A 16395-nucleotide genomic window follows, 5' to 3' on the forward strand; every position below is an offset into this window, starting at 1 on the left:
TGTCGCGTCCCGCCGGTCAGTCGAGCAACGCGAGCGCCGCGTAGTCGCCGACCTTGTCGCCCAGGCCGGCAGGCACCAGGCGCACACCCTGCGTGAGTGGCGGCAGCTTGCCGTCGACATGCGCCTGCAGCCTCGGCAGCAGGAAGTCGCGGTGGTGCCAGAACACGCTGCCACCCAGGCTGATGCGCTGCAGGTCGAGCGTGGCGATCAGGTTGTAGAGCATGCGCCCCATCACGCGGCACAGCGCGTCGACGATTTCCAGCGAATGCCGCTCGCCGGCCACGGCCGAGCTGAACAGGTCGGCCGCGGGCTGGCCGAAGCGCCGCGCGATCGAGTTGCCGGCGATCAGCCCTTCCACGTCGCCCACGTTGCCGCAGCCGCACAGGGCACCGCTGGCGTCGTCCACCACGAAGCTGTGGCCCGCGTGGCCGGCATTGCCGTTCTTGCCGCGCAGCGCGCGGCCGTCCACGCACAGGCCGACGCCCACGCCGGTGCTCCAGGTGACGTAGGCGCAGTCGTCCATGCCCTTGAGCGCCCCCCAGTGGCGCTCGGCCTCCAGCGCCGCCACGGCGTCGTTCTCGACCCGCACGCGGGCGAAGCGCTTGGCCAGCGGTGCCTCGACCAGCGCGGTCATCCAGTTGTTGGGCAGGCCCCGCGCCGGGCCGGCGATGCCGCCGCAGATGTTGGGCGTGGCCAGTTCGACCTTGCCGTCGTGCAGCTCGAAGGGCCCGGCCGACGACACACCCACGCGGTCGATGGTTGCAGGGTCGACCCCCTGCTCCGCGCAGACCTCGTCGATCATCCGCATGATCTGCACCGCCACCGCGTCGTTGTCGCCGGTCTTGGCCGTGGGTTCGCTGCGGCGGCCGATCAGCGGCGCGTCGCTCGAAGCGGAAAGGCTCACGGCCACCTTGGTGCCGCCGATGTCTACGCAGGCTCTCATCGCTGTGTGTCTTTTCCTTGTTTCTCTTCTCTACAGAAGACGCGCGACCAGCGCCGCGATCATGCTGAGCACCACCGTGCTGGCAATCGGCAGCTGCCACTCGCGGCCGAAGGCGCGGAACTCGAAATCGCCGGGCAGGCGTCCGAAGCCGAAGCGGCGCAGCCAGGCAGTCAGGCCGCTCATGAGCACCAGCGCGAGGACGACGACGATCAGCCAGCGGAACATATGGGTGACAGTCTAGGCCGAGAGGATGGCCATGGCTTGCCGATGGAGTTCGGGCGTTGCCGCCGCGATCACCCGGCCGTCCGACTTCAAGCCCAGCGGCTGGCCCTGCCAGTCGGTGATGACGCCGCCGGCCGCCTCGATCAGCCCGGCCGGGCCGAGGTAGTCGTACGGTTGCAGACCGGTCTCGACCACGAGGTCGATGGTGCCGCCGGCCAGCTGGGCATAGCCGTAGCAATCGCCGCCGAAGCGGCGCATGGCGCACTGGCGGCTGAGCCTGTCGAAGGCGGTCCAGTCGGCCGGCGCGAAGATGTCGGGCGAGGTGGTCACGATGCGAGCCTTGGCCACTTCGGTGCAATTGCTGGCACGCACGGGCTGGCCGTCGCGCGTGGCGCCCTGGCCTGCCACGCCGATCCAGCGCTCCTTGAGCACCGGCATGTCGATCATGCCCAACGCCACGCGGCCGCCCTGCAGCACGCCGATCAGCGTGCCCCACAGCGGCGAGCCGGTGATGAAGCTGCGCGTGCCGTCGATGGGGTCGAGCACCCAGACGCGATCCGCGTCGAGCCGCTCGGGACCGTGCTCCTCGCCGTAGATGCCGTCGGCCGGCACGCGCGCGCCGAGGATCTCGCGCATGGCCGTCTCGGCGGCGCGGTCGGCCAGCGTGACGGGGCTTTCGTCGGCCTTGGTGATGATGTCCAGCGGCGTGCGGAAGTAGTGCATCGACTTGGCGGCGGCGGCATCGGCCAGCGCTTCGGCGATCGGCGAGAGGTCGGTAATGGAAGAGCTCATGGAAGAGAGGAAAACGCGTGCCAAAACCTGCAATTAGACCCGAGCCGGACCGGGTTTGACACAGCGGCCCCGCCAGCCCTAGCATGGCCCGGAAATTGCCACGAACTACGACAAATGGCTTCTTTCACCCACCTGCGTACGGCGCTGCTGGCCCTTGTGCTCGGCGCCACGGCCCTGCTGGCCCACGCCACCCCTTCCGCGGCCGAGGAAAAACTCATCGACACGCTGATCCAGCGCGTCTCGAAAATGAGCTCGATGATCTTCATGCGCAACGGCAGCGAATACAACGCCGCCGACGCGGCGAAGCACATGCAGGCGAAGTACGACTATTTCAAAAAGGAACTGGTCACGGCCGAGGACTTCATCGAGCGCTGCGCCTCGCGCTCGGAGATGACCGGCCAGGCCTACAAGGTCAAGCTGACCGACGGCGCGGTGCGCGACGCCAACGAGTTCCTCAACAGCGAACTGCGCGCGCTGCGGCAGGCCACGAAGAAAACCGGCAGCGGCTAGCTAGCGCTGCTGCCCCCAACGCCGCACCGTCAGCCGCTCCAGCGTCCTGAAGCCCAGGCTCTCGACCAGCAGGCCGATCAGCACCACCATCGCGAGCCCCGCGAACACACGGTCGGTATACAGCTCGTTGCGGTTCTGGAAGATGTACCAGCCCAGCCCGCCCTTGCCCGACGAGGCGCCGAACACCAGTTCGGCCGCGATCAGCGTGCGCCAGGCAAAGGCCCAGCCGATCTTCAGCCCCGACAGGATCGACGGCAGCGCCGCCGGCACCAGGATCTGCAGCACGTAGCGCAGGCCCTTGAGCCCGTAGTTGCGCCCCGCCATGCGCAGCGTGTCGGGCACGCCCTGGAAGCCCGCGTAGGTGTTGAGCGCCAGCGGCCACAGCACCGAGTGGATCAGCACGAACACCAGGCTGCCGCGCCCCAGCCCGAACCACAGCAGCGCCAGCGGCAGAAGCGCGATGGCGGGCAGCGGGTTGAACATGGACGTGAGCGTGTCCAGCAGGTCGCGGCCGATCTGCGTCGACACCGCGAGCGTGGTGAGCGCGAAGGCCAGCAGCACGCCGGCGAGATAGCCCTGCAGCAGCACGGCCAGCGAGATGCGCACCTTCTCGATCAGCTCGCCGCTCGCGAGGCCCTCCACCAGCGCCGCCGCCGTGGCGCTGAAGGTGGGCAGCAGCAGGTCGTTGTTCTGCCAACGGGCGGCCAGCTCCCACAGCACCGCGATGACGGCGAGGATCAGGCCCTTGCGCAGCCAAGCCTGCGACCAGATGCGCGCGCCCAGGGGCAGCGTGCGCTCGACCGGCAGCTCGGTGAAGGGCTCGAGCGTGCGCTCGTACTCGGGGCGGATCAGCGGGACGATGGCGCTCATTCGAATACCTTCGTGCTTCGCACCGCGGTGCGAGCTTGCTTGGGGCGGCCCGGCGCGGCGCTCATGCCGTGGCCTCCCCGGCTTCTTCTTCCTCTTCGAACAACATGTCGTGGATGCGCTGCGCCGTGCCCTGGAATTCGGCGCCGCCGAGGCTGTCGAGCGTGAAGGCATGGCTGTTGATCTCGGCGCGCATGCGCCCCGGATGCGGCGACAGCAGTGCGATGCGGTTGCCCACCACCAGCGCCTCCTCGATGGAGTGGGTGACGAACAGCAGCGTGAAGCGCACCTCGTCCCACAGCTCGAGCAGCTCCTGCTGCATCCTGCGCCGCGTGAGCGCATCGAGCGCGGCGAAAGGCTCGTCCATCAGCAGCACGCGCGGCTGCATCGCGAGCGCGCGTGCGATCGCCACGCGCTGCTTCATGCCGCCGGAGAGCTGGTGCGGGTGCACGTCGGCGAACTTCGAGAGGCCGACCTTGTCGAGGTAGTGCAGCGCGCGTTCGGCCGCTTCCTTCCTGCCGAGCGAGCGCGAAGCCAGCAGCGGGAACATCACGTTCTGCTTCACCGTCTTCCACGGCGGCAGCTGGTCGAACTCCTGGAACACGACGATGCGGTCGGGGCCGGGCTGCGTCACGCGGCGGCCTTCGAGGCGGATCTCGCCCTCGACCGGCGGAATGAAGCCGGCCACGGCCTTCAGCAACGTGGACTTGCCGCAACCCGAGGGACCGAGCAGCACGAAGCGATCGGCGGCGTGGACGTCGAAGCTCACGCGGTGCGTGGCGCGCACGACGCGCTCGGGGGTGCGGTATTCGAGGCTGACGTCGTCCACCTGCAGCAGCGGTGCGCCCTCATGTTCCCCCTGCCGCTCGCGAGAAAGAGACGGAGTGGGAGCCGGAGGCGAAACCAGGGGCTGCGCCATCTCCCGATGGGAGAGGGAGTCATCACCCCGCGATTCCAGGACCGCTGCAGCACTCATCGATCAGTTCCCCGACGAATTCTGCGCATCGTCGAAGAAGTAGTCCTTCACCGAAGCCGGCTTGTTCCTGATCGCGCCCACGCGGTGCATGAACTCCGCCAGCGGGTACGTGTTCTGCGGCGTGGTCTTGAACTGCACTTCCGGGTTCTTGATGATCTTCAGCAGCAGCTCGCGGTCGAGCTTCGCGCCGCTCACCTTCAGGTAGATGTCGGCCGCCTTCTCGGGATTGGCCGTGACGAACTTCGCCGCCTCGTCGAGCGCATCGACGAAGGCCTTGTACGTCTTCGGGTTCTCGCTGCGGAATTTCTCGGTGGCGTAGAGCACCGTCGCCGACGACGGCCCGCCCAGCACCTGATACGAGTTGAGCACGATGCGCGCGTTCGGGTTGCCCGCGAGCTCCTGCTCCTGGAACGGCGGATTGCCGAAATGCCCCGTGATCTCCGTGCCGCCCTTGATGATGGCCGCCGCAGCATCGGGGTGCGGCACTGCCACGCTGATCTTGTCGAGCCTGTTGAACTCCTTGTCGCCCCACAGTTTTGCCGAGGCGAACTGCAGCACGCGCGACTGCACCGACACGCCCACGGCGGGCAGCGCGATGCGGTCCTTGTCGGTGAAGTCGGCGATCGATTTCACGTTCGGGTTGTTGGTCACTAGGTAGTACGGAAAGTTGCCCAGCGAGGCCACGCCCTTCACGTTCTGCTTGCCCTTGGTGCGGTCCCACAGCGTGAGCAGCGGGCCCACGCCGGCGCCCGCGATCTCGATGTTGCCCGACAGCAGCGCGTCATTCACCGCCGAGCCGCCCGAGAGCTTGACCCATTCGACCTTGGCATCGACGCCCGCTGCCTTCGCGTGCTTCTCGATGAGCTTCTGCTCCTGCGCCACGTTGAGCAGCAGGTAGACGATGCCGAACTGCTCGGCGATGCGGATCTGGCCTTCGGCATGCGCGGAAAGGCTGCCGGCCAGGAGGCCGAGGCCGGCGACGAGCGCCGCGGCTTTGCGGGTGAAGCGGTTCATTGAAGGTCCGGAAGAAAAATCAGAAGGGCGTGTCGCCGACGATGGTGGTGCGGTTGAGGCGGCGGCGCAGGTGATCGGGCGTGCCGGCTGCGAGGTGCATCAGCGAGCGGTTGTCCCAGAACACGAGGTCGTGCGGCGCCCATGTGTGGCGATACACGAACTCCGGCTTCACGCTGTGCGCGAACAGTTGGGCAAGCAGCGCGTCGCTCTCGTCCTGCGGCAGGCCGACGATGCGCGTCGTGAAATGCTCGCTGACGAACAGCGCCTTGCGGCCCGTCTCGGGGTGCGTGCGCACCACCGGCTGTACGGCGGGTGCGACCTGGTCGATCTGCGCCTGCGAGAGCTTGGGGCGCCACGGGTTCTTCGCGCGCAGCTCTTCGTACTTGGCGAGGTAGCTGTGCTCGGCCTTCAGCGGAAGGATGCGCTGCTGCAGTTCGGGGCTCAGCGACTCCCATGCGAGATGCTGGTCGGCGAAGAGCGTGTCGCCGCCTTCGCTCGGCAACTCCTGGGCGTGCAGCAGGGAGCCGAGGCTGGGCTTGGGCTTGTACGAGATGTCGGAGTGCCAGTAGACGCCCGCGTCGCCGAGGCCGATGGGCTCGCCGTTCTCCTTGATGTTGGAGACGATGAGAATCTCGGGGTGGTCCTTGAGCTGGAACTGGTGCAGGACGTGGATTTCGAGCGGACCGAAGCGGCGGCTGAAGTCGATGTGCTCTTGCGGGGTGATCTGCTGGCAGCGGAAGACCAGGACGTGGTGGTCGAGGTGGGCCTTGTGGATTCGGGCGAAGTCTTCGGTGCTGATTGGCTTCGAGATGTCGAGGCCTATGACTTCGGCACCTACCGGGGCGGCGAAAGGGCGCACTTCGAAGTGCTGTGCGGGGGCGTTGGCATCGCTGCTGGAAGGGGGGGCAGTCATGCCCGGGAATGTAGGGGGCGGGGTGTCGTTCGACAACGAACTCTTCGTTGCTAGCTTATGACTTTGTAATTTTGGTGGTGATCGGTTTGCTTTCCGGAGCCGGGTCTCGCCCCGGCAGGCGACCTACTTTTCTTTGCTTCGCCAAAGAAACGTAGGCAAAAGAAAGGCGACCCTACTGTCTGTGTCCCTCCGCTTCGCTGCGGGCAACCTGCGGTGCTCGACGTAGGAGGGGGTCCGCAGAACTCGCTTCGCTCAAACAGCTGCGGCCCTTATCCCTCCTACGTCTGCGCTCCTCGGCACAGCCAGAAGGGAGTTGGAAACCGAACAGGCCATCGCTGCGCTCGGCCTCTGAACAGCCTGCACTGGCCTTCGCTTCGCTCGGCCAGGAATCAGCCCGACTTCAACAGCTCCCAGTGCCCGTTCCAAGCACAGCAGGCGCGAAGCGCCTGCTGTGCCTTGGTGGCCGAGCAACGCGATGGCCCGGGTGTTCCCCCTCCCCTCTGGCTGCGCCGAGGAGCGCAGCGTTTCGCGGATCAGGGCTCGCAGCTGTCTGAGCGAAGCGAGTTCTGCGAGACCCCGCGAAACGCGAGCACCGCAGGTTGCCCGTAGCGAAGCGGAGGGACGCAGACAGTGGGGTCGCCTTTTCTTTGCCTACTTTCTTTTGGCGAAGCAAAAGAAAGTAGGTCGCCCGCCGGGGCGAGTCCCGGCCCCGGAAAGCAAACGCCCATCACAGATCAAAGCGTATGACTGCGATCCCCTTCAACAAACCCAATCGCATCCCAAGCCTCCCCCACAGCAAACCCCACAACCTTGAACAACTCCCCCATCTCATGCTCATGAACAAGCCGGGCAGCCATGCCCCGCTCAGCCACGGAGCCCTGCTCCATCCGAGCCAGCACCCCGCAGTTCAGCAGAAACCGCGCCTGGCTCGTATACCCAAGCACGGCAAGCCCCGCGTCCTGCCCCGCCAGCGCAATCCCCGTGAAGTCGACATGCGCAGTGATGTCCTTGAGCCCCACATCAGACAGCGGATCCCCATCGGCCTGATGCCCCCGATGGCACATCACCGTGCCCATATGCCGTTGCGGGTGGTAGTACTCGGCCTCCGGAAAGCCGTAGTCGATGAAGAATGCCGCGCCTTTCTTCAACCGATCGGCAAGCGTCGCAATGAAGGCCTTCGCCTGCGGATGAATCTCGGTGAGGTAGTCGTGCTCACCAGCCACCTCCACCGGCGGACGCAACTCGGTCGCGCGATCGGCCCAGCCCCATCCATCGTCGGCCGCGTTGTGCACCACGCCACGCTCGAACCACTGCCCACCCACACGCGCCAGCAGTTGCACAGGCATCGCATCGAGCACCTCGTTGCCGACCACCACACCTTGCATGGCCTCGGGCAGCTCGTTGAGCCATTCGACGCGGCCGGCATACCGGACAAGCGCCTGCTGCTGCCGCTCCCGCAAGGTGCCCGACAGATCCACGATCCGGTAGCGCACATCGGTGCGCCCCATTTCGTCGAATGCATGCAGCAGTTGCACCGCCAGTGCACCGGAACCGGCGCCGAATTCCCAGACCGTGTCGGTCCCCGTCTTCTCCAGCGCCTCGGCCAATTGCACGGCCAGTGTCTGGCCGAACATCGGCGTGAGTTCGGGCGCCGTCACGAAGTCGCTGCCCGAAGACGGCATGTGGCCGAACTTGGCCAGCGTGTTGGCGTAATAGCCCAGGCCGGGCGCATAGAGTGCAAGCGCCATGAAGCGGTCGAAGCCTATCCACCCGCCCGCGCGCTCGACGGAACGCGCGATGAGGTGGTCGAGGGCGGTGGGTAAACTGCTGGGGGTCGTCTTTGTCGTCACAGCGCCATTCTCCCCCCTCTCCCCGCATGAGCCCCGCCTCCCCAGCCTCCGCCTCCCCCCGCACGGTCCTCGTCACGGGCGCAGGCCGCCGGCTTGGCCGCGAGATCGCACTGGCGCTTGCCGCGGGCGGCTGGCAGGTGGCGGTGCACTACCGGAACTCGCGCGCCGAGGCCGAGCAGACGGTGGCCGACTGCGCCGCGCTCTCGGGCGATTCGGCGCTGTTCTCGGCCGACCTCGACGATGAACAAGCCACCCGCGCCCTGCTTCCCCGCGTGGTCGCGCGCTTCCGCGGCATCGACGCCGTGGTCCACAGCGCAGCCCTCTTCGAGCACGACGAGGCCGCCACCTTCGGCTACGCGCTCATGGAACGCCACGCGCGCAGCAACACCGGCGCGGCCATCCTGCTGGCGCAGGCGCTGCACGAGCACCTTTCTGCGCGCGACGCGCAAGGCGCGGTCGTCCACCTGCTCGACCAGAAGCTCTGGAACCCGAACCCCGACTTTTTGAGCTACACGCTGTCGAAGGCCGCGCTCGAGGCCGCCACGCCGATGCTGGCGCTGGCCCTTGCGCCACGCGTGCGCGTGGTGGGCGTGGCGCCCGGCCTCACGCTGGCGAGCCACATGCTCAACGACGACAAGTTCGCGCAACTGCACAAGCTGTCGCCGCTGGGCCGTTCCTCCACCCCGGAGGACGTGGCCGCCACGGTCAAGTTCGCGCTGGAGAACCGTTCGATCACCGGCACCACGCTGCTGGTGGACGGCGGCCAGCACCTGATGAAATTCGAGCGCGATTTCTCGCTCATGTGAGCACCACCACCATGTCTTCCAAGCACACCCACGGCCGCCAGACCCTCACCCTGATGGGCCTTCGCTTCGACGCGAACCTCGGGATCCTCGACCACGAGAAGGTCGCGCCGCAGCCGATCCAGGTGGACGCGGAACTCAACCTCGGCGAGCAGCCGCTGCTGCCGCAGGACGACGACATCTTTCACGTGCTGGACTACGGCAAGGTGCGCCTCATCATCATCGACGAGTGCACCGCCGAGCACGTCAACCTGCTCGAGAGCCTGATCGGCAAGCTGGTGCAGCGCCTGCTGCAACTGCCCGGCGTGCTGGGCGTGCGCGTGAAGATCGCCAAGCTCGAGATCTTCGACGACTGCGAAGTGGCGATCCGCATGGAAGCAGGCGAGTGGTGATTCGCCGCCACTCAGGCCGCTGAACTGCAGGCTGCGGCGGGCTCCTTCGCCGCCGCCGGCCACATGCGCACGGCCAGTGCGCCGAGCGCCGACACCGAGGCCATCGCCGCCACGCCCGACCATCCCCACTGCGCCAGCACCAGTGCACCCAGCGCGGAGCCCGTGGCCATGCCGACGAACACGCCCGTGAAGAACACCGCGTTGAGCCGGCTGCGCGCACCGGGGTCGATGCCGTAGACCACTGTCTGGTGCGCGATCAGCGCGGCCTGCAGGCCGAAGTCGAAGCCGATGGCGCTGACCACGATCAGCCCCAGCCGCGCGGCCGGAGCCGCAAGCAGCGGCGCGAACAGCATCGCCGCGAACGAGACGGCGACCAGCGCGGCACCCATGCGGATCACCAGTTCGGGGCCGCGACGGTCCGCAAGGCGCCCGGCGATGGGCGCGGCCAGCGCACCCGCCGCGCCGGCCAGGCCGAAGGCGCCGGCGGCGGCGCTGCCCAGGTGGAACGGCGCGCCATGCAGCATCACGGCCAGCGTCGACCAGAAGGCGCTGAAGCCCACCGACAGCAGGGCCTGAGCGAAGGTCGCGCGGCGCAGCGCGCCATGCTTCTTCCACAACTTGGCCAGCGAGCCCAGCAACGCGCCGTAGCCCAGGTGCGTGGTGGCACGCAGATGCGGCAACCCGCGCGCGACCGCCACGCCAATGAGCGCGATGCTCGCCGCCGCGACGACGAACATCGCGCGCCAGCCGAAGTGCTCGGCCACGAAGCCCGCAAGCACGCGCGACAGCAGGATGCCCAGCAGCAGCCCGGTCATCACCGTGCCGACGATCCGGCCGCGATGCGCCTCGGGCGCGAGCGTGGCGGCGGCCGGCACCACGTCCTGCGCCATCGTGGCCGCGAGGCCGATGACGAGGCTCGCTGCCAACAGCGGCGCGACCGAGGGCGAGAACGCTGCGCCCAGCAGCGCGAGAACCAGCACCGAAGCCTTGGCGAGGATGATGCGGCGCCGGTCGAAGCGGTCGCCCAGCGGCGCGAGCAGCAGGATGCCGAGCGCGTAGCCCAGTTGCGTGAGCGTGGGCACGAAGCCCACGGAGCGGGCCGAGGCGCCGATGTCGGGGCCGAGCACGCCCAGCATGGGCTGGCTGTAGTACAGCGCGGCCACGCCGAAGCCGGCGCTGGCGGCGAGCAACAGGATCAGCGACCCTGGCAGCTTTTCATGCGCATTTTGAATGTAAGACATGGTGTAAACCCTTGGATTCGAGAAGCAAAGACCGGAGTTTGCGAGCCTCTCCCCTCTGAAGGTAGTCCTGCGGGTCGAACAATTGATATACGCTCGACGCATGGCCAAGCTCCTCCCGCCACCGCCTCCGGCCGACCGCATCGAGCTGATGCAGACCTTCGTGCGCATCGTCGAAGCCGGCAGCCTGTCGGCCGCAGCCGCCCAGATGGGCACCACCCAGCCCACCGTGAGCCGTCGCCTGCAGGCGCTCGAACGCTCGCTGGGCGTGCGGCTGCTGCAGCGCTCCACCCATGCGATGAAGCTCACGGAAGACGGCGAGCGCTGCTTCGACCGCGCCAAGGAGTTGATCCAGAACTGGGGCGCCTTCGAGGCCGAGCTGCGCGGCGTGAGCGACCAGCCCGAGGGCCGGCTGCGCGTGGTGGCGCCGCATGCCTTCGGCCAGCAGCTGCTGGTCGGGCCGCTGGCCACCTACCTGCAGCGCCATCCGCAGGTGACGGTCGAATGGCTGCTGCACGACAGCCCACACGACCAGACGCCCGACTTCATCGCCGAGGGCGTCGACTGCGCGATCCGCGTCGGCGAGGTGACGGACCCCAATGCCGTGGCGATCCGCCTTTTCGACGTGCCGCGCATCGCGGTCGGGGCACCATCGCTCTTCGGGGCCGGCACGCCGCTGCCGGTGCACGCCCGCGATCTCGAAGCCCTGCCCTGGCTGGCAGCGCGCAATTTCTACCGGACCGAAGCCGTGTTCACGCACGAGAGCACAGGCGAGGTGTGCCGGGTGCCGATCCGCCCGCGCATGATCACCGACAGCCTCTATGCGCTGCGCAGCGCGGCCGTTCTGGGCGTGGGCGTCGGGGTGTCGTCGGCCTGGATGCTCGCCGAGGAACTGGCTGCCGGGCGGCTGGTTCACCTGGCGCCGCAGTGGCGCGGCACGCCCGCGCCGGTGTACATCGTGTACCCGTACGCGCGCTTCTATCCGGCCAGGCTGCGGCTCTTCGTGGAAGCGATGCGCCATGCCTTTCCTGAATCCCCGCTGCCTGAGGCCGGAACGACCGCAATGGCCGGAAACGGGCCGGATGGCGGGTGAAATGGGGATCGGGGACAATCACCCCCTTCCCCCGACTCCCTGAAGCAGCCTGCCCATGAACGCCGTCTGGATCGACGAGGCGCCCGCCGCCGCCGACGCCACTGCCACCAACTCCCTCAAGATCGAGCGCGAGACGCACAAGCTCGAGAAGCGCCTGTGCCGCGAGGTCGGCCGTGCGATCGTCGACTACAACATGATCGAGGAGGGCGACAAGGTCATGGTGTGCGTCTCGGGCGGAAAGGATATTGGACTGAGCCCTTGATCTGGTGGCTTTGACTTGCTAACTACTTGATCTGATTGATGTTTTTCCCTCAGGGCCACGAAAAGGATTGTGAGGCGCGACAACTGCGCCCTGTATTGCGGAACAGGTTCCGAAGTGGAAGGATTTGGCTGTGTTTGAACGCCAATCTATATTGGCTCCACGCGATCTCAGTGAGGGTCGCGCCGTCGTGATCGAACAGACTTTTCTTCGCGAAGCGCCAACGACTCTTCATTCGTTCCGTCATGGATAGATTCGCTCCTCAGAACTGAGAGGCGACCCTCCTCATAGGCTACGCTTCTCTACTCAATCGATTCGGCCGGAAACACCTTCGCTCCTTTCCACAGGAAGGTCATCAAGCAGTTTTCAGCGACGTCAGCCAAGCAGTCTTCTAATTTCATTGCTGCGAGGGTGAACTCATTGGAGGTCCCTGCTCATGGCTTGCGCAGCTCGTTCCACCATAGCGCACCCGAGGCCAAGCCTTAGGGGCTGCAGATCCCTACCGTTCAGATTGGTGCTGATCGCTTTCGCACTTCGGCGCTCAGTGCCGCTGCCTCCTCGAATAGGGTCAGCTGGGTGCCGACCGCAATCGGCACCGATAGTCACAGCAGGAATGCTTGAGGTTCTCGCCGCCCTCAAGAGGTCTAGGAACGCGGAACCACCGGCGAAACGAGAAACGAAACGTCGACACTCAGCGCGGCAGCAATGCGCTCGAGGTTGTCGATCGAGATATTCCTCTCCTCCCTCTCGACGGCCCCTACAAACGTTCGATGAAGCCCAGCAGCCTCGGCAAGCTGCTCCTGGGAGATGCGGCGTTCCGCGCGGATGACACGTAGATGGAACGCCACCCTTTGCCTTGCACTCTGCGTTCTTGGTTGAGGTTGGCCCATCCACCAAGAATCCCCCGTCTAGCATTTTTTATCGACAGCACTAAGATAGCTATTAGATGCATTTAAGTAGCAAAATAGCTTCTCGAAGGGCAGTGAGTAGTGTTTATGGAGCTTGTTGAATTGCTTGAGCATCAGATCAGCAAGACATCCACGACCAAGCTTCACATTGGACTGCAACCTATAGGGTTCATTTTTATGTTCATGACGATGGATTCACATGAGGTGAGGATCTCTTCCATGCTGGCCGGGCCTGGTGCGAGATGTTGGAGAGCAGTCCAGTTGAACTTGACCATTCCTGCTTTCTTCCCGACCTGGGTGGTGCAAGAAGACGCCCTCGAGATCTCGGAGCGTGCGTTGTTGATTTATGAAAGCGACTTCCTCGATCTCTTCGAGAGCGTGGGGCCGCAGTCGCTGCGGCACGTTCAGTATCTGGCGCCGACGGAGAGCAATCCCGATCGCTGGCAAATTCGAGACATTCGGAAGATCTGGTCAGCGACCAGCGCCGATGCCGATCAAGTCGACCTTCTGGTCCTCGAAGATGAGAACGGAGCGCAGTTCACACACTACGGCATGTGCACTTCGTTCAGCATTCGGCATCAGATCTGGCCGACCAACTGAACATGGAGATCACGCTCCTGCTGGCCCTCGCCGTCGTCTTGGTTCTCTTCTACTGGGCCTGGATCGCATTGCCTCGTTCGATTCAAACGGGACGCGAGCAGTTGCTGCGGGCGCAAGGCCAAGCATCTGGGGCGACCTTCTTCCCGATCGATCCTCGCCGAATGCTGGGCGATTGGGACGGGACCTGCATCCTGTTCGATCCCGATGCCCGCAAGGCCTGCATCGTCAATCGCGGAAAGAAAGCCCGGACGGTCGATTTCGAGTACTTCAACACTTGGCAACTCAAGTGGACCGAATATCCCGGAAATCCGGTGTTTCGCTTTCAGCACGTGCACTTCCTCTTCGAGACCAGTGACTTCGATCGCCCGACGATCCGCGTCGCCGTGCCCTCCAAGTCCGATGGCGAGGCATGGAACGCCAAGCTCTCGATCCTGATGCCCTGAATGCGCTGAAGAAATGGGCCTGCCGACGTGAAGCTGCTCATCCTTTCGGACCTGCACCTCGAGTTCGGGACCTTTCTCGTCCCGAAGGTCGACTACGACGCAGTGATCCTTGCTGGGGACATCTTCGTCCCCGGCTCCAAGGCCATGCGCTGGGCCCGGCGGGCGGGGAACTTTGGGGAGACGGTCCCCATCGTCTTCGTGCCTGGCAACCATGAGTTCTATCAAGGCGTTCTGCAGACCACGCTCAAGGAAATGGCGCTCACCGCGAATTCGTGCAACGTGCATCTCCTGGCACCGGGCGAAGCTGTGATCGCCGGCGTCCGCTTTCTCGGCTGCACGCTGTGGACAGACTTCGAACTGCCGATCCAGACCAAGACGGGAACTCTGACCGACACCGAGCGGGCCATGAAGGCGGCCAAGGTCCGTCTCAACGACTACTCATCGATCCGGTGGGCCGAGGCGCAGGAATCCTCCGACGCATCCGTGGTATCAGCCAAGTCAAGAAAGCGCCGCCTGGTACCCGAAGACACGCTGGCGCTCCACCAGAGTGACCGCGCCTGGCTGGCCCAGAAGCTGGCCGAGCCCTTCGACGGGCCAACGGTGGTTGTGACCCACCACGCCCCTCATCGAAACTCTCTCGCGCGGCACTATCAGTCCGACTGGCTGTCCGCCTCTTTTGTGAGCGAGCTCCCAAGTTCCTTCTTCGAAGTGCCGCCACTCTGGGTGCATGGCCACCTTCACGAGAGCCACGACTATCAAGCCGGCAACTGCCGGGTGGTGTGCAACCCCCGGGGGTACTTGCGGCATGGCGGTGACCTGGAAAACAAGCAGTTCAACCCCGAGCTCGTGGTCGAGCTATGAGTGACATCCGGTCATCTACCCGCACGATCCAGCAAGTGCTGGCTGCCGCGACTGCGGTCTCGGGTGGGGACCTCGAGGCGGCCATTCTCTGGTACAGGAACGAGCCACTCGCGCTGTTTGATTGCAAGACCGCCGAGTCGCTGGTAGCCGAGGGGCGAGCTGCCGATGTGCTCCATCTTCTTGAGTCCTTCCAAGCCGGGTTTGTTGGATGATGAGGTCCTGCGCTTGCCGTCTATCCATGGCAGAAGCGTTGTTGACCCATGGCGCCACCGGCCGCATGAGCGATTCCAGCGATCTGCTGTTCCTGGATGTAGATGGTGTTCTTCATCCTGTCGGCGCGGACTACTCGTTCAGCAGCAGGTTCTTCAGCCATTTGCCGCGGCTCGAAGAGCTTCTTCGAGAGTTCGATTCTGTCGACGTCGTCATCTCGTCGGATTGGCGACTGGCCGAGAGCATCGAGCAGTTGCAGCGCTATTTCTGTGCTGACATCCGGCATCGGATCATCGGAGCGACGCCACAGATTGATCCCAATGTGGTCGTCCACCACCGGCGCCAGTTGGAAATCCAAGCCTGGCTCGATGGGAATGGCCGCAGCGACGCGGAATGGGTCGCGCTTGACGATTGGCCCTCGAGCTTCGAACCGGGCTTCGCGCGGCTCGTGCTCACCGATCCCACGCGGGCATTCGACCAGGACAGCTTCCAGGAGTTGCGCTCGCACTTCCTGCGGTTCGCGAATGAACGATGAACCGCCATCGGCATATGAAATGAAACCGCTCATCTCGTCGGACCTCCATGCGCGATCCGAGCGCGAGCGGTCAGCGCCAAAGCTGATGTTCTTCGGCGACCCGCACGGCAACTTCGACCTCGTGATCGCCGCGGTCGAACGCCTTCAGCCTGAGGCGATCGTGCTGCTGGGTGACATCCAGGCGTGCCGGCCTCTGCACGTCGAGCTGAGGCCGATCATGGATCTCACCGAGATCTGGTTCATCCCCGGGAACCACGACACGGACTCCGACGCCGACTACGACAACCTGTGGGGATCAGAGCTGGCCACCCGCAACCTGCACGGGCGGATCGTCGAGATCGCCGGGTTCAAGGTCGCGGGCCTGGGCGGCATCTTCCGCAGCAAGATCTGGGATCCACGGCGGCCGATGGACGAGGCGGCGTTCCAATCGAGCGACGCCATGCGCCGAACCATGAAGAGCCATGAGCGATGGCGTGACGGCATCTCGCGCAAGCACCGATCCTCCATCTTCCCGGATGAGTACCAGCGGTTGCTGCGCAGCGGACCCGCTGACATCCTGGTGACGCACGAAGCGCCGACGGCCCACCCACATGGCTGGAAGGTGATCGACGAACTCGCCGAAAAACTTGGCGTCGAACTGGCGGTCCATGGCCACCACCATCAGAACATCGACTATGTCGGCGAGGGCTTGATGACCACCGCGACGCCTTTCCGCGCCTTCGGGGTCGAAATGGGATCGCACTTGACCTGGCCGCGCGATGAGCCTGGGCCGGGAGGGCCTTCACAAGACGTGCTCGATCTCGCTACTCAGGTGTTCGGCGCTGCGGCCCAAGCCTGGCTGGACAAGCCGCACGAACGGCTCGATGGTCAAACGCCGGCGACGCTCGCTGTCGAGGGCGGCGCTGACAGAGTGCGATCGATGCTCATCGCGATTCAACACGGCGGTGTCGTATGAGGGCCGGTGGA

At 65.5% G+C, this 16395-nt stretch carries 19 protein-coding genes and 1 pseudogene; 10 read left to right on the forward strand and 10 right to left on the reverse strand.

Annotation, left to right across the window (positions count from 1 at the left end; all coding sequences use genetic code 11):
* Positions 1–16: 16 nt before the first annotated feature.
* The 3 genes from EJO71_RS08265 to hisN are packed head-to-tail and all read right to left on the reverse strand — an operon-like array spanning position 17 to position 1957.
* On the reverse strand, positions 17–943 hold the full coding sequence (locus tag EJO71_RS08265) for an ROK family protein (RefSeq protein WP_125948454.1): 927 nt from the start codon (positions 941–943) through the stop codon (positions 17–19).
* A 30-nt stretch (positions 944–973) separates the two neighbouring features.
* On the reverse strand, positions 974–1168 hold the full coding sequence (locus EJO71_RS08270; protein ID WP_056509065.1) for a DUF2905 domain-containing protein: 195 nt from the start codon (positions 1166–1168) through the stop codon (positions 974–976).
* A gap of 12 nt (positions 1169–1180) precedes the next feature.
* The gene (gene hisN / locus EJO71_RS08275) at positions 1181–1957 is read right to left on the reverse strand and encodes a histidinol-phosphatase (RefSeq protein ID WP_125948453.1); all 777 of its coding nucleotides are present in this window, start codon (positions 1955–1957) and stop codon (positions 1181–1183) included.
* 114 nt (positions 1958–2071) lie between these two features.
* Here hisN and EJO71_RS08280 point away from each other — a divergent pair, with 114 nt between their 5' ends.
* Positions 2072–2467 carry a DUF5329 family protein gene (locus EJO71_RS08280; RefSeq protein ID WP_125948452.1) on the forward strand — a complete coding sequence of 132 codons (396 nt, stop codon included), beginning with the start codon at positions 2072–2074 and terminating at the stop codon, positions 2465–2467.
* On the opposite strand, the gene EJO71_RS08285 is transcribed toward EJO71_RS08280, so the two are convergent.
* The 5 genes from EJO71_RS08285 to EJO71_RS08305 form a co-directional block, all read right to left on the reverse strand.
* Positions 2468–3337, reverse strand: a complete 870-nt coding sequence (locus EJO71_RS08285) for an ABC transporter permease (RefSeq protein ID WP_171022546.1) — start codon at positions 3335–3337, stop codon at positions 2468–2470.
* Positions 3338–3398: 61 nt separating this feature from the next.
* Entirely contained in the window at positions 3399–4253 is an 855-nt protein-coding gene (locus tag EJO71_RS08290) for an ABC transporter ATP-binding protein (protein WP_240651337.1), read from the reverse strand.
* Between the two features lie 60 nt (positions 4254–4313).
* On the reverse strand, positions 4314–5324 hold the full coding sequence (locus tag EJO71_RS08295) for an ABC transporter substrate-binding protein (RefSeq protein WP_125948451.1): 1011 nt from the start codon (positions 5322–5324) through the stop codon (positions 4314–4316).
* Between the two features lie 19 nt (positions 5325–5343).
* The gene (locus EJO71_RS08300) at positions 5344–6237 is read right to left on the reverse strand and encodes a TauD/TfdA family dioxygenase (protein ID WP_125948450.1); all 894 of its coding nucleotides are present in this window, start codon (positions 6235–6237) and stop codon (positions 5344–5346) included.
* Between the two features lie 734 nt (positions 6238–6971).
* Positions 6972–8087: an SAM-dependent methyltransferase gene (locus EJO71_RS08305; RefSeq protein ID WP_125948449.1), complete on the reverse strand. Its 1116-nt coding sequence runs from the start codon at positions 8085–8087 to the stop codon at positions 6972–6974.
* 26 nt (positions 8088–8113) lie between these two features.
* On the opposite strand from EJO71_RS08305, the gene EJO71_RS08310 reads away from it, so the two are divergent.
* Together EJO71_RS08310 and EJO71_RS08315 are read left to right on the forward strand one after the other, a co-directional pair.
* Complete coding sequence (locus EJO71_RS08310) at positions 8114–8893, forward strand: SDR family oxidoreductase (protein WP_125948448.1); 780 nt, start codon at positions 8114–8116, stop codon at positions 8891–8893.
* Between the two features lie 11 nt (positions 8894–8904).
* Positions 8905–9282, forward strand: a complete 378-nt coding sequence (locus EJO71_RS08315; protein WP_125948447.1) for a dihydroneopterin aldolase — start codon at positions 8905–8907, stop codon at positions 9280–9282.
* 11 nt (positions 9283–9293) lie between these two features.
* Here the strand turns inward: EJO71_RS08315 and EJO71_RS08320 are convergent, their stop codons facing one another.
* Positions 9294–10523 carry an MFS transporter gene (locus tag EJO71_RS08320; RefSeq protein ID WP_125948446.1) on the reverse strand — a complete coding sequence of 410 codons (1230 nt, stop codon included), beginning with the start codon at positions 10521–10523 and terminating at the stop codon, positions 9294–9296.
* Positions 10524–10623: 100 nt separating this feature from the next.
* On the opposite strand from EJO71_RS08320, the gene EJO71_RS08325 reads away from it, so the two are divergent.
* On the forward strand, positions 10624–11613 hold the full coding sequence (locus EJO71_RS08325; protein WP_125948445.1) for a LysR family transcriptional regulator: 990 nt from the start codon (positions 10624–10626) through the stop codon (positions 11611–11613).
* A 55-nt stretch (positions 11614–11668) separates the two neighbouring features.
* Positions 11669–11857, forward strand: a pseudogene (locus tag EJO71_RS08330) (tRNA 2-thiocytidine(32) synthetase TtcA); the annotation flags it as partial.
* Positions 11858–12516: 659 nt separating this feature from the next.
* On the opposite strand, the gene EJO71_RS08335 reads toward EJO71_RS08330, so the two are convergent.
* On the reverse strand, positions 12517–12762 hold the full coding sequence (locus EJO71_RS08335) for a helix-turn-helix transcriptional regulator (protein WP_125948444.1): 246 nt from the start codon (positions 12760–12762) through the stop codon (positions 12517–12519).
* A gap of 279 nt (positions 12763–13041) precedes the next feature.
* On the opposite strand from EJO71_RS08335, the gene EJO71_RS08340 reads away from it, so the two are divergent.
* From EJO71_RS08340 to EJO71_RS08365, 5 genes are all read left to right on the forward strand, one after another.
* Positions 13042–13380 carry a hypothetical protein gene (locus EJO71_RS08340; RefSeq protein ID WP_125948443.1) on the forward strand — a complete coding sequence of 113 codons (339 nt, stop codon included), beginning with the start codon at positions 13042–13044 and terminating at the stop codon, positions 13378–13380.
* Between the two features lie 2 nt (positions 13381–13382).
* The gene (locus EJO71_RS08345; RefSeq protein WP_125948442.1) at positions 13383–13823 is read left to right on the forward strand and encodes a hypothetical protein; all 441 of its coding nucleotides are present in this window, start codon (positions 13383–13385) and stop codon (positions 13821–13823) included.
* A gap of 27 nt (positions 13824–13850) precedes the next feature.
* Positions 13851–14684: a metallophosphoesterase gene (locus tag EJO71_RS08350; protein ID WP_125948441.1), complete on the forward strand. Its 834-nt coding sequence runs from the start codon at positions 13851–13853 to the stop codon at positions 14682–14684.
* Between the two features lie 238 nt (positions 14685–14922).
* A complete protein-coding gene (locus EJO71_RS08360; protein WP_125948439.1) occupies positions 14923–15429 on the forward strand; it encodes an HAD domain-containing protein in 507 nt (168 codons plus the stop codon).
* On the forward strand, positions 15419–16384 hold the full coding sequence (locus EJO71_RS08365) for a metallophosphoesterase (RefSeq protein WP_240651336.1): 966 nt from the start codon (positions 15419–15421) through the stop codon (positions 16382–16384). The genes EJO71_RS08360 and EJO71_RS08365 overlap by 11 nt, the downstream gene beginning before the upstream one ends.
* Positions 16385–16395 lie beyond the last annotated feature (11 nt).

This window comes from Variovorax sp. 679, from assembly GCF_003952185.1.
Taxonomy (GTDB): Bacteria; Pseudomonadota; Gammaproteobacteria; order Burkholderiales; family Burkholderiaceae_C; genus Variovorax.

Excerpts from the sequence above, each read along its gene's own strand:
- EJO71_RS08315 (WP_125948447.1), top strand. The coding sequence starts at position 8,905 with ATGTCTTCCAAGCACACCCACGGCCGCCAGACCCTCACCCTGATGGGC.
- EJO71_RS08290 (WP_240651337.1), bottom strand. The coding sequence starts at position 4,253 with ATGGCGCAGCCCCTGGTTTCGCCTCCGGCTCCCACTCCGTCTCTTTCT.
- hisN (WP_125948453.1), bottom strand. The coding sequence starts at position 1,957 with ATGAGCTCTTCCATTACCGACCTCTCGCCGATCGCCGAAGCGCTGGCC.
- EJO71_RS08335 (WP_125948444.1), bottom strand. The coding sequence starts at position 12,762 with ATGGGCCAACCTCAACCAAGAACGCAGAGTGCAAGGCAAAGGGTGGCG.
- EJO71_RS08325 (WP_125948445.1), top strand. The coding sequence starts at position 10,624 with ATGGCCAAGCTCCTCCCGCCACCGCCTCCGGCCGACCGCATCGAGCTG.
- EJO71_RS08285 (WP_171022546.1), bottom strand. The coding sequence starts at position 3,337 with ATGAGCGCCATCGTCCCGCTGATCCGCCCCGAGTACGAGCGCACGCTC.
- EJO71_RS08300 (WP_125948450.1), bottom strand. The coding sequence starts at position 6,237 with ATGACTGCCCCCCCTTCCAGCAGCGATGCCAACGCCCCCGCACAGCAC.
- EJO71_RS08295 (WP_125948451.1), bottom strand. The coding sequence starts at position 5,324 with ATGAACCGCTTCACCCGCAAAGCCGCGGCGCTCGTCGCCGGCCTCGGC.
- EJO71_RS08360 (WP_125948439.1), top strand. The coding sequence starts at position 14,923 with ATGGCAGAAGCGTTGTTGACCCATGGCGCCACCGGCCGCATGAGCGAT.
- EJO71_RS08310 (WP_125948448.1), top strand. The coding sequence starts at position 8,114 with ATGAGCCCCGCCTCCCCAGCCTCCGCCTCCCCCCGCACGGTCCTCGTC.
- EJO71_RS08345 (WP_125948442.1), top strand. The coding sequence starts at position 13,383 with ATGGAGATCACGCTCCTGCTGGCCCTCGCCGTCGTCTTGGTTCTCTTC.
- EJO71_RS08280 (WP_125948452.1), top strand. The coding sequence starts at position 2,072 with ATGGCTTCTTTCACCCACCTGCGTACGGCGCTGCTGGCCCTTGTGCTC.
- EJO71_RS08365 (WP_240651336.1), top strand. The coding sequence starts at position 15,419 with ATGAACGATGAACCGCCATCGGCATATGAAATGAAACCGCTCATCTCG.
- EJO71_RS08320 (WP_125948446.1), bottom strand. The coding sequence starts at position 10,523 with ATGTCTTACATTCAAAATGCGCATGAAAAGCTGCCAGGGTCGCTGATC.
- EJO71_RS08265 (WP_125948454.1), bottom strand. The coding sequence starts at position 943 with ATGAGAGCCTGCGTAGACATCGGCGGCACCAAGGTGGCCGTGAGCCTT.
- EJO71_RS08270 (WP_056509065.1), bottom strand. The coding sequence starts at position 1,168 with ATGTTCCGCTGGCTGATCGTCGTCGTCCTCGCGCTGGTGCTCATGAGC.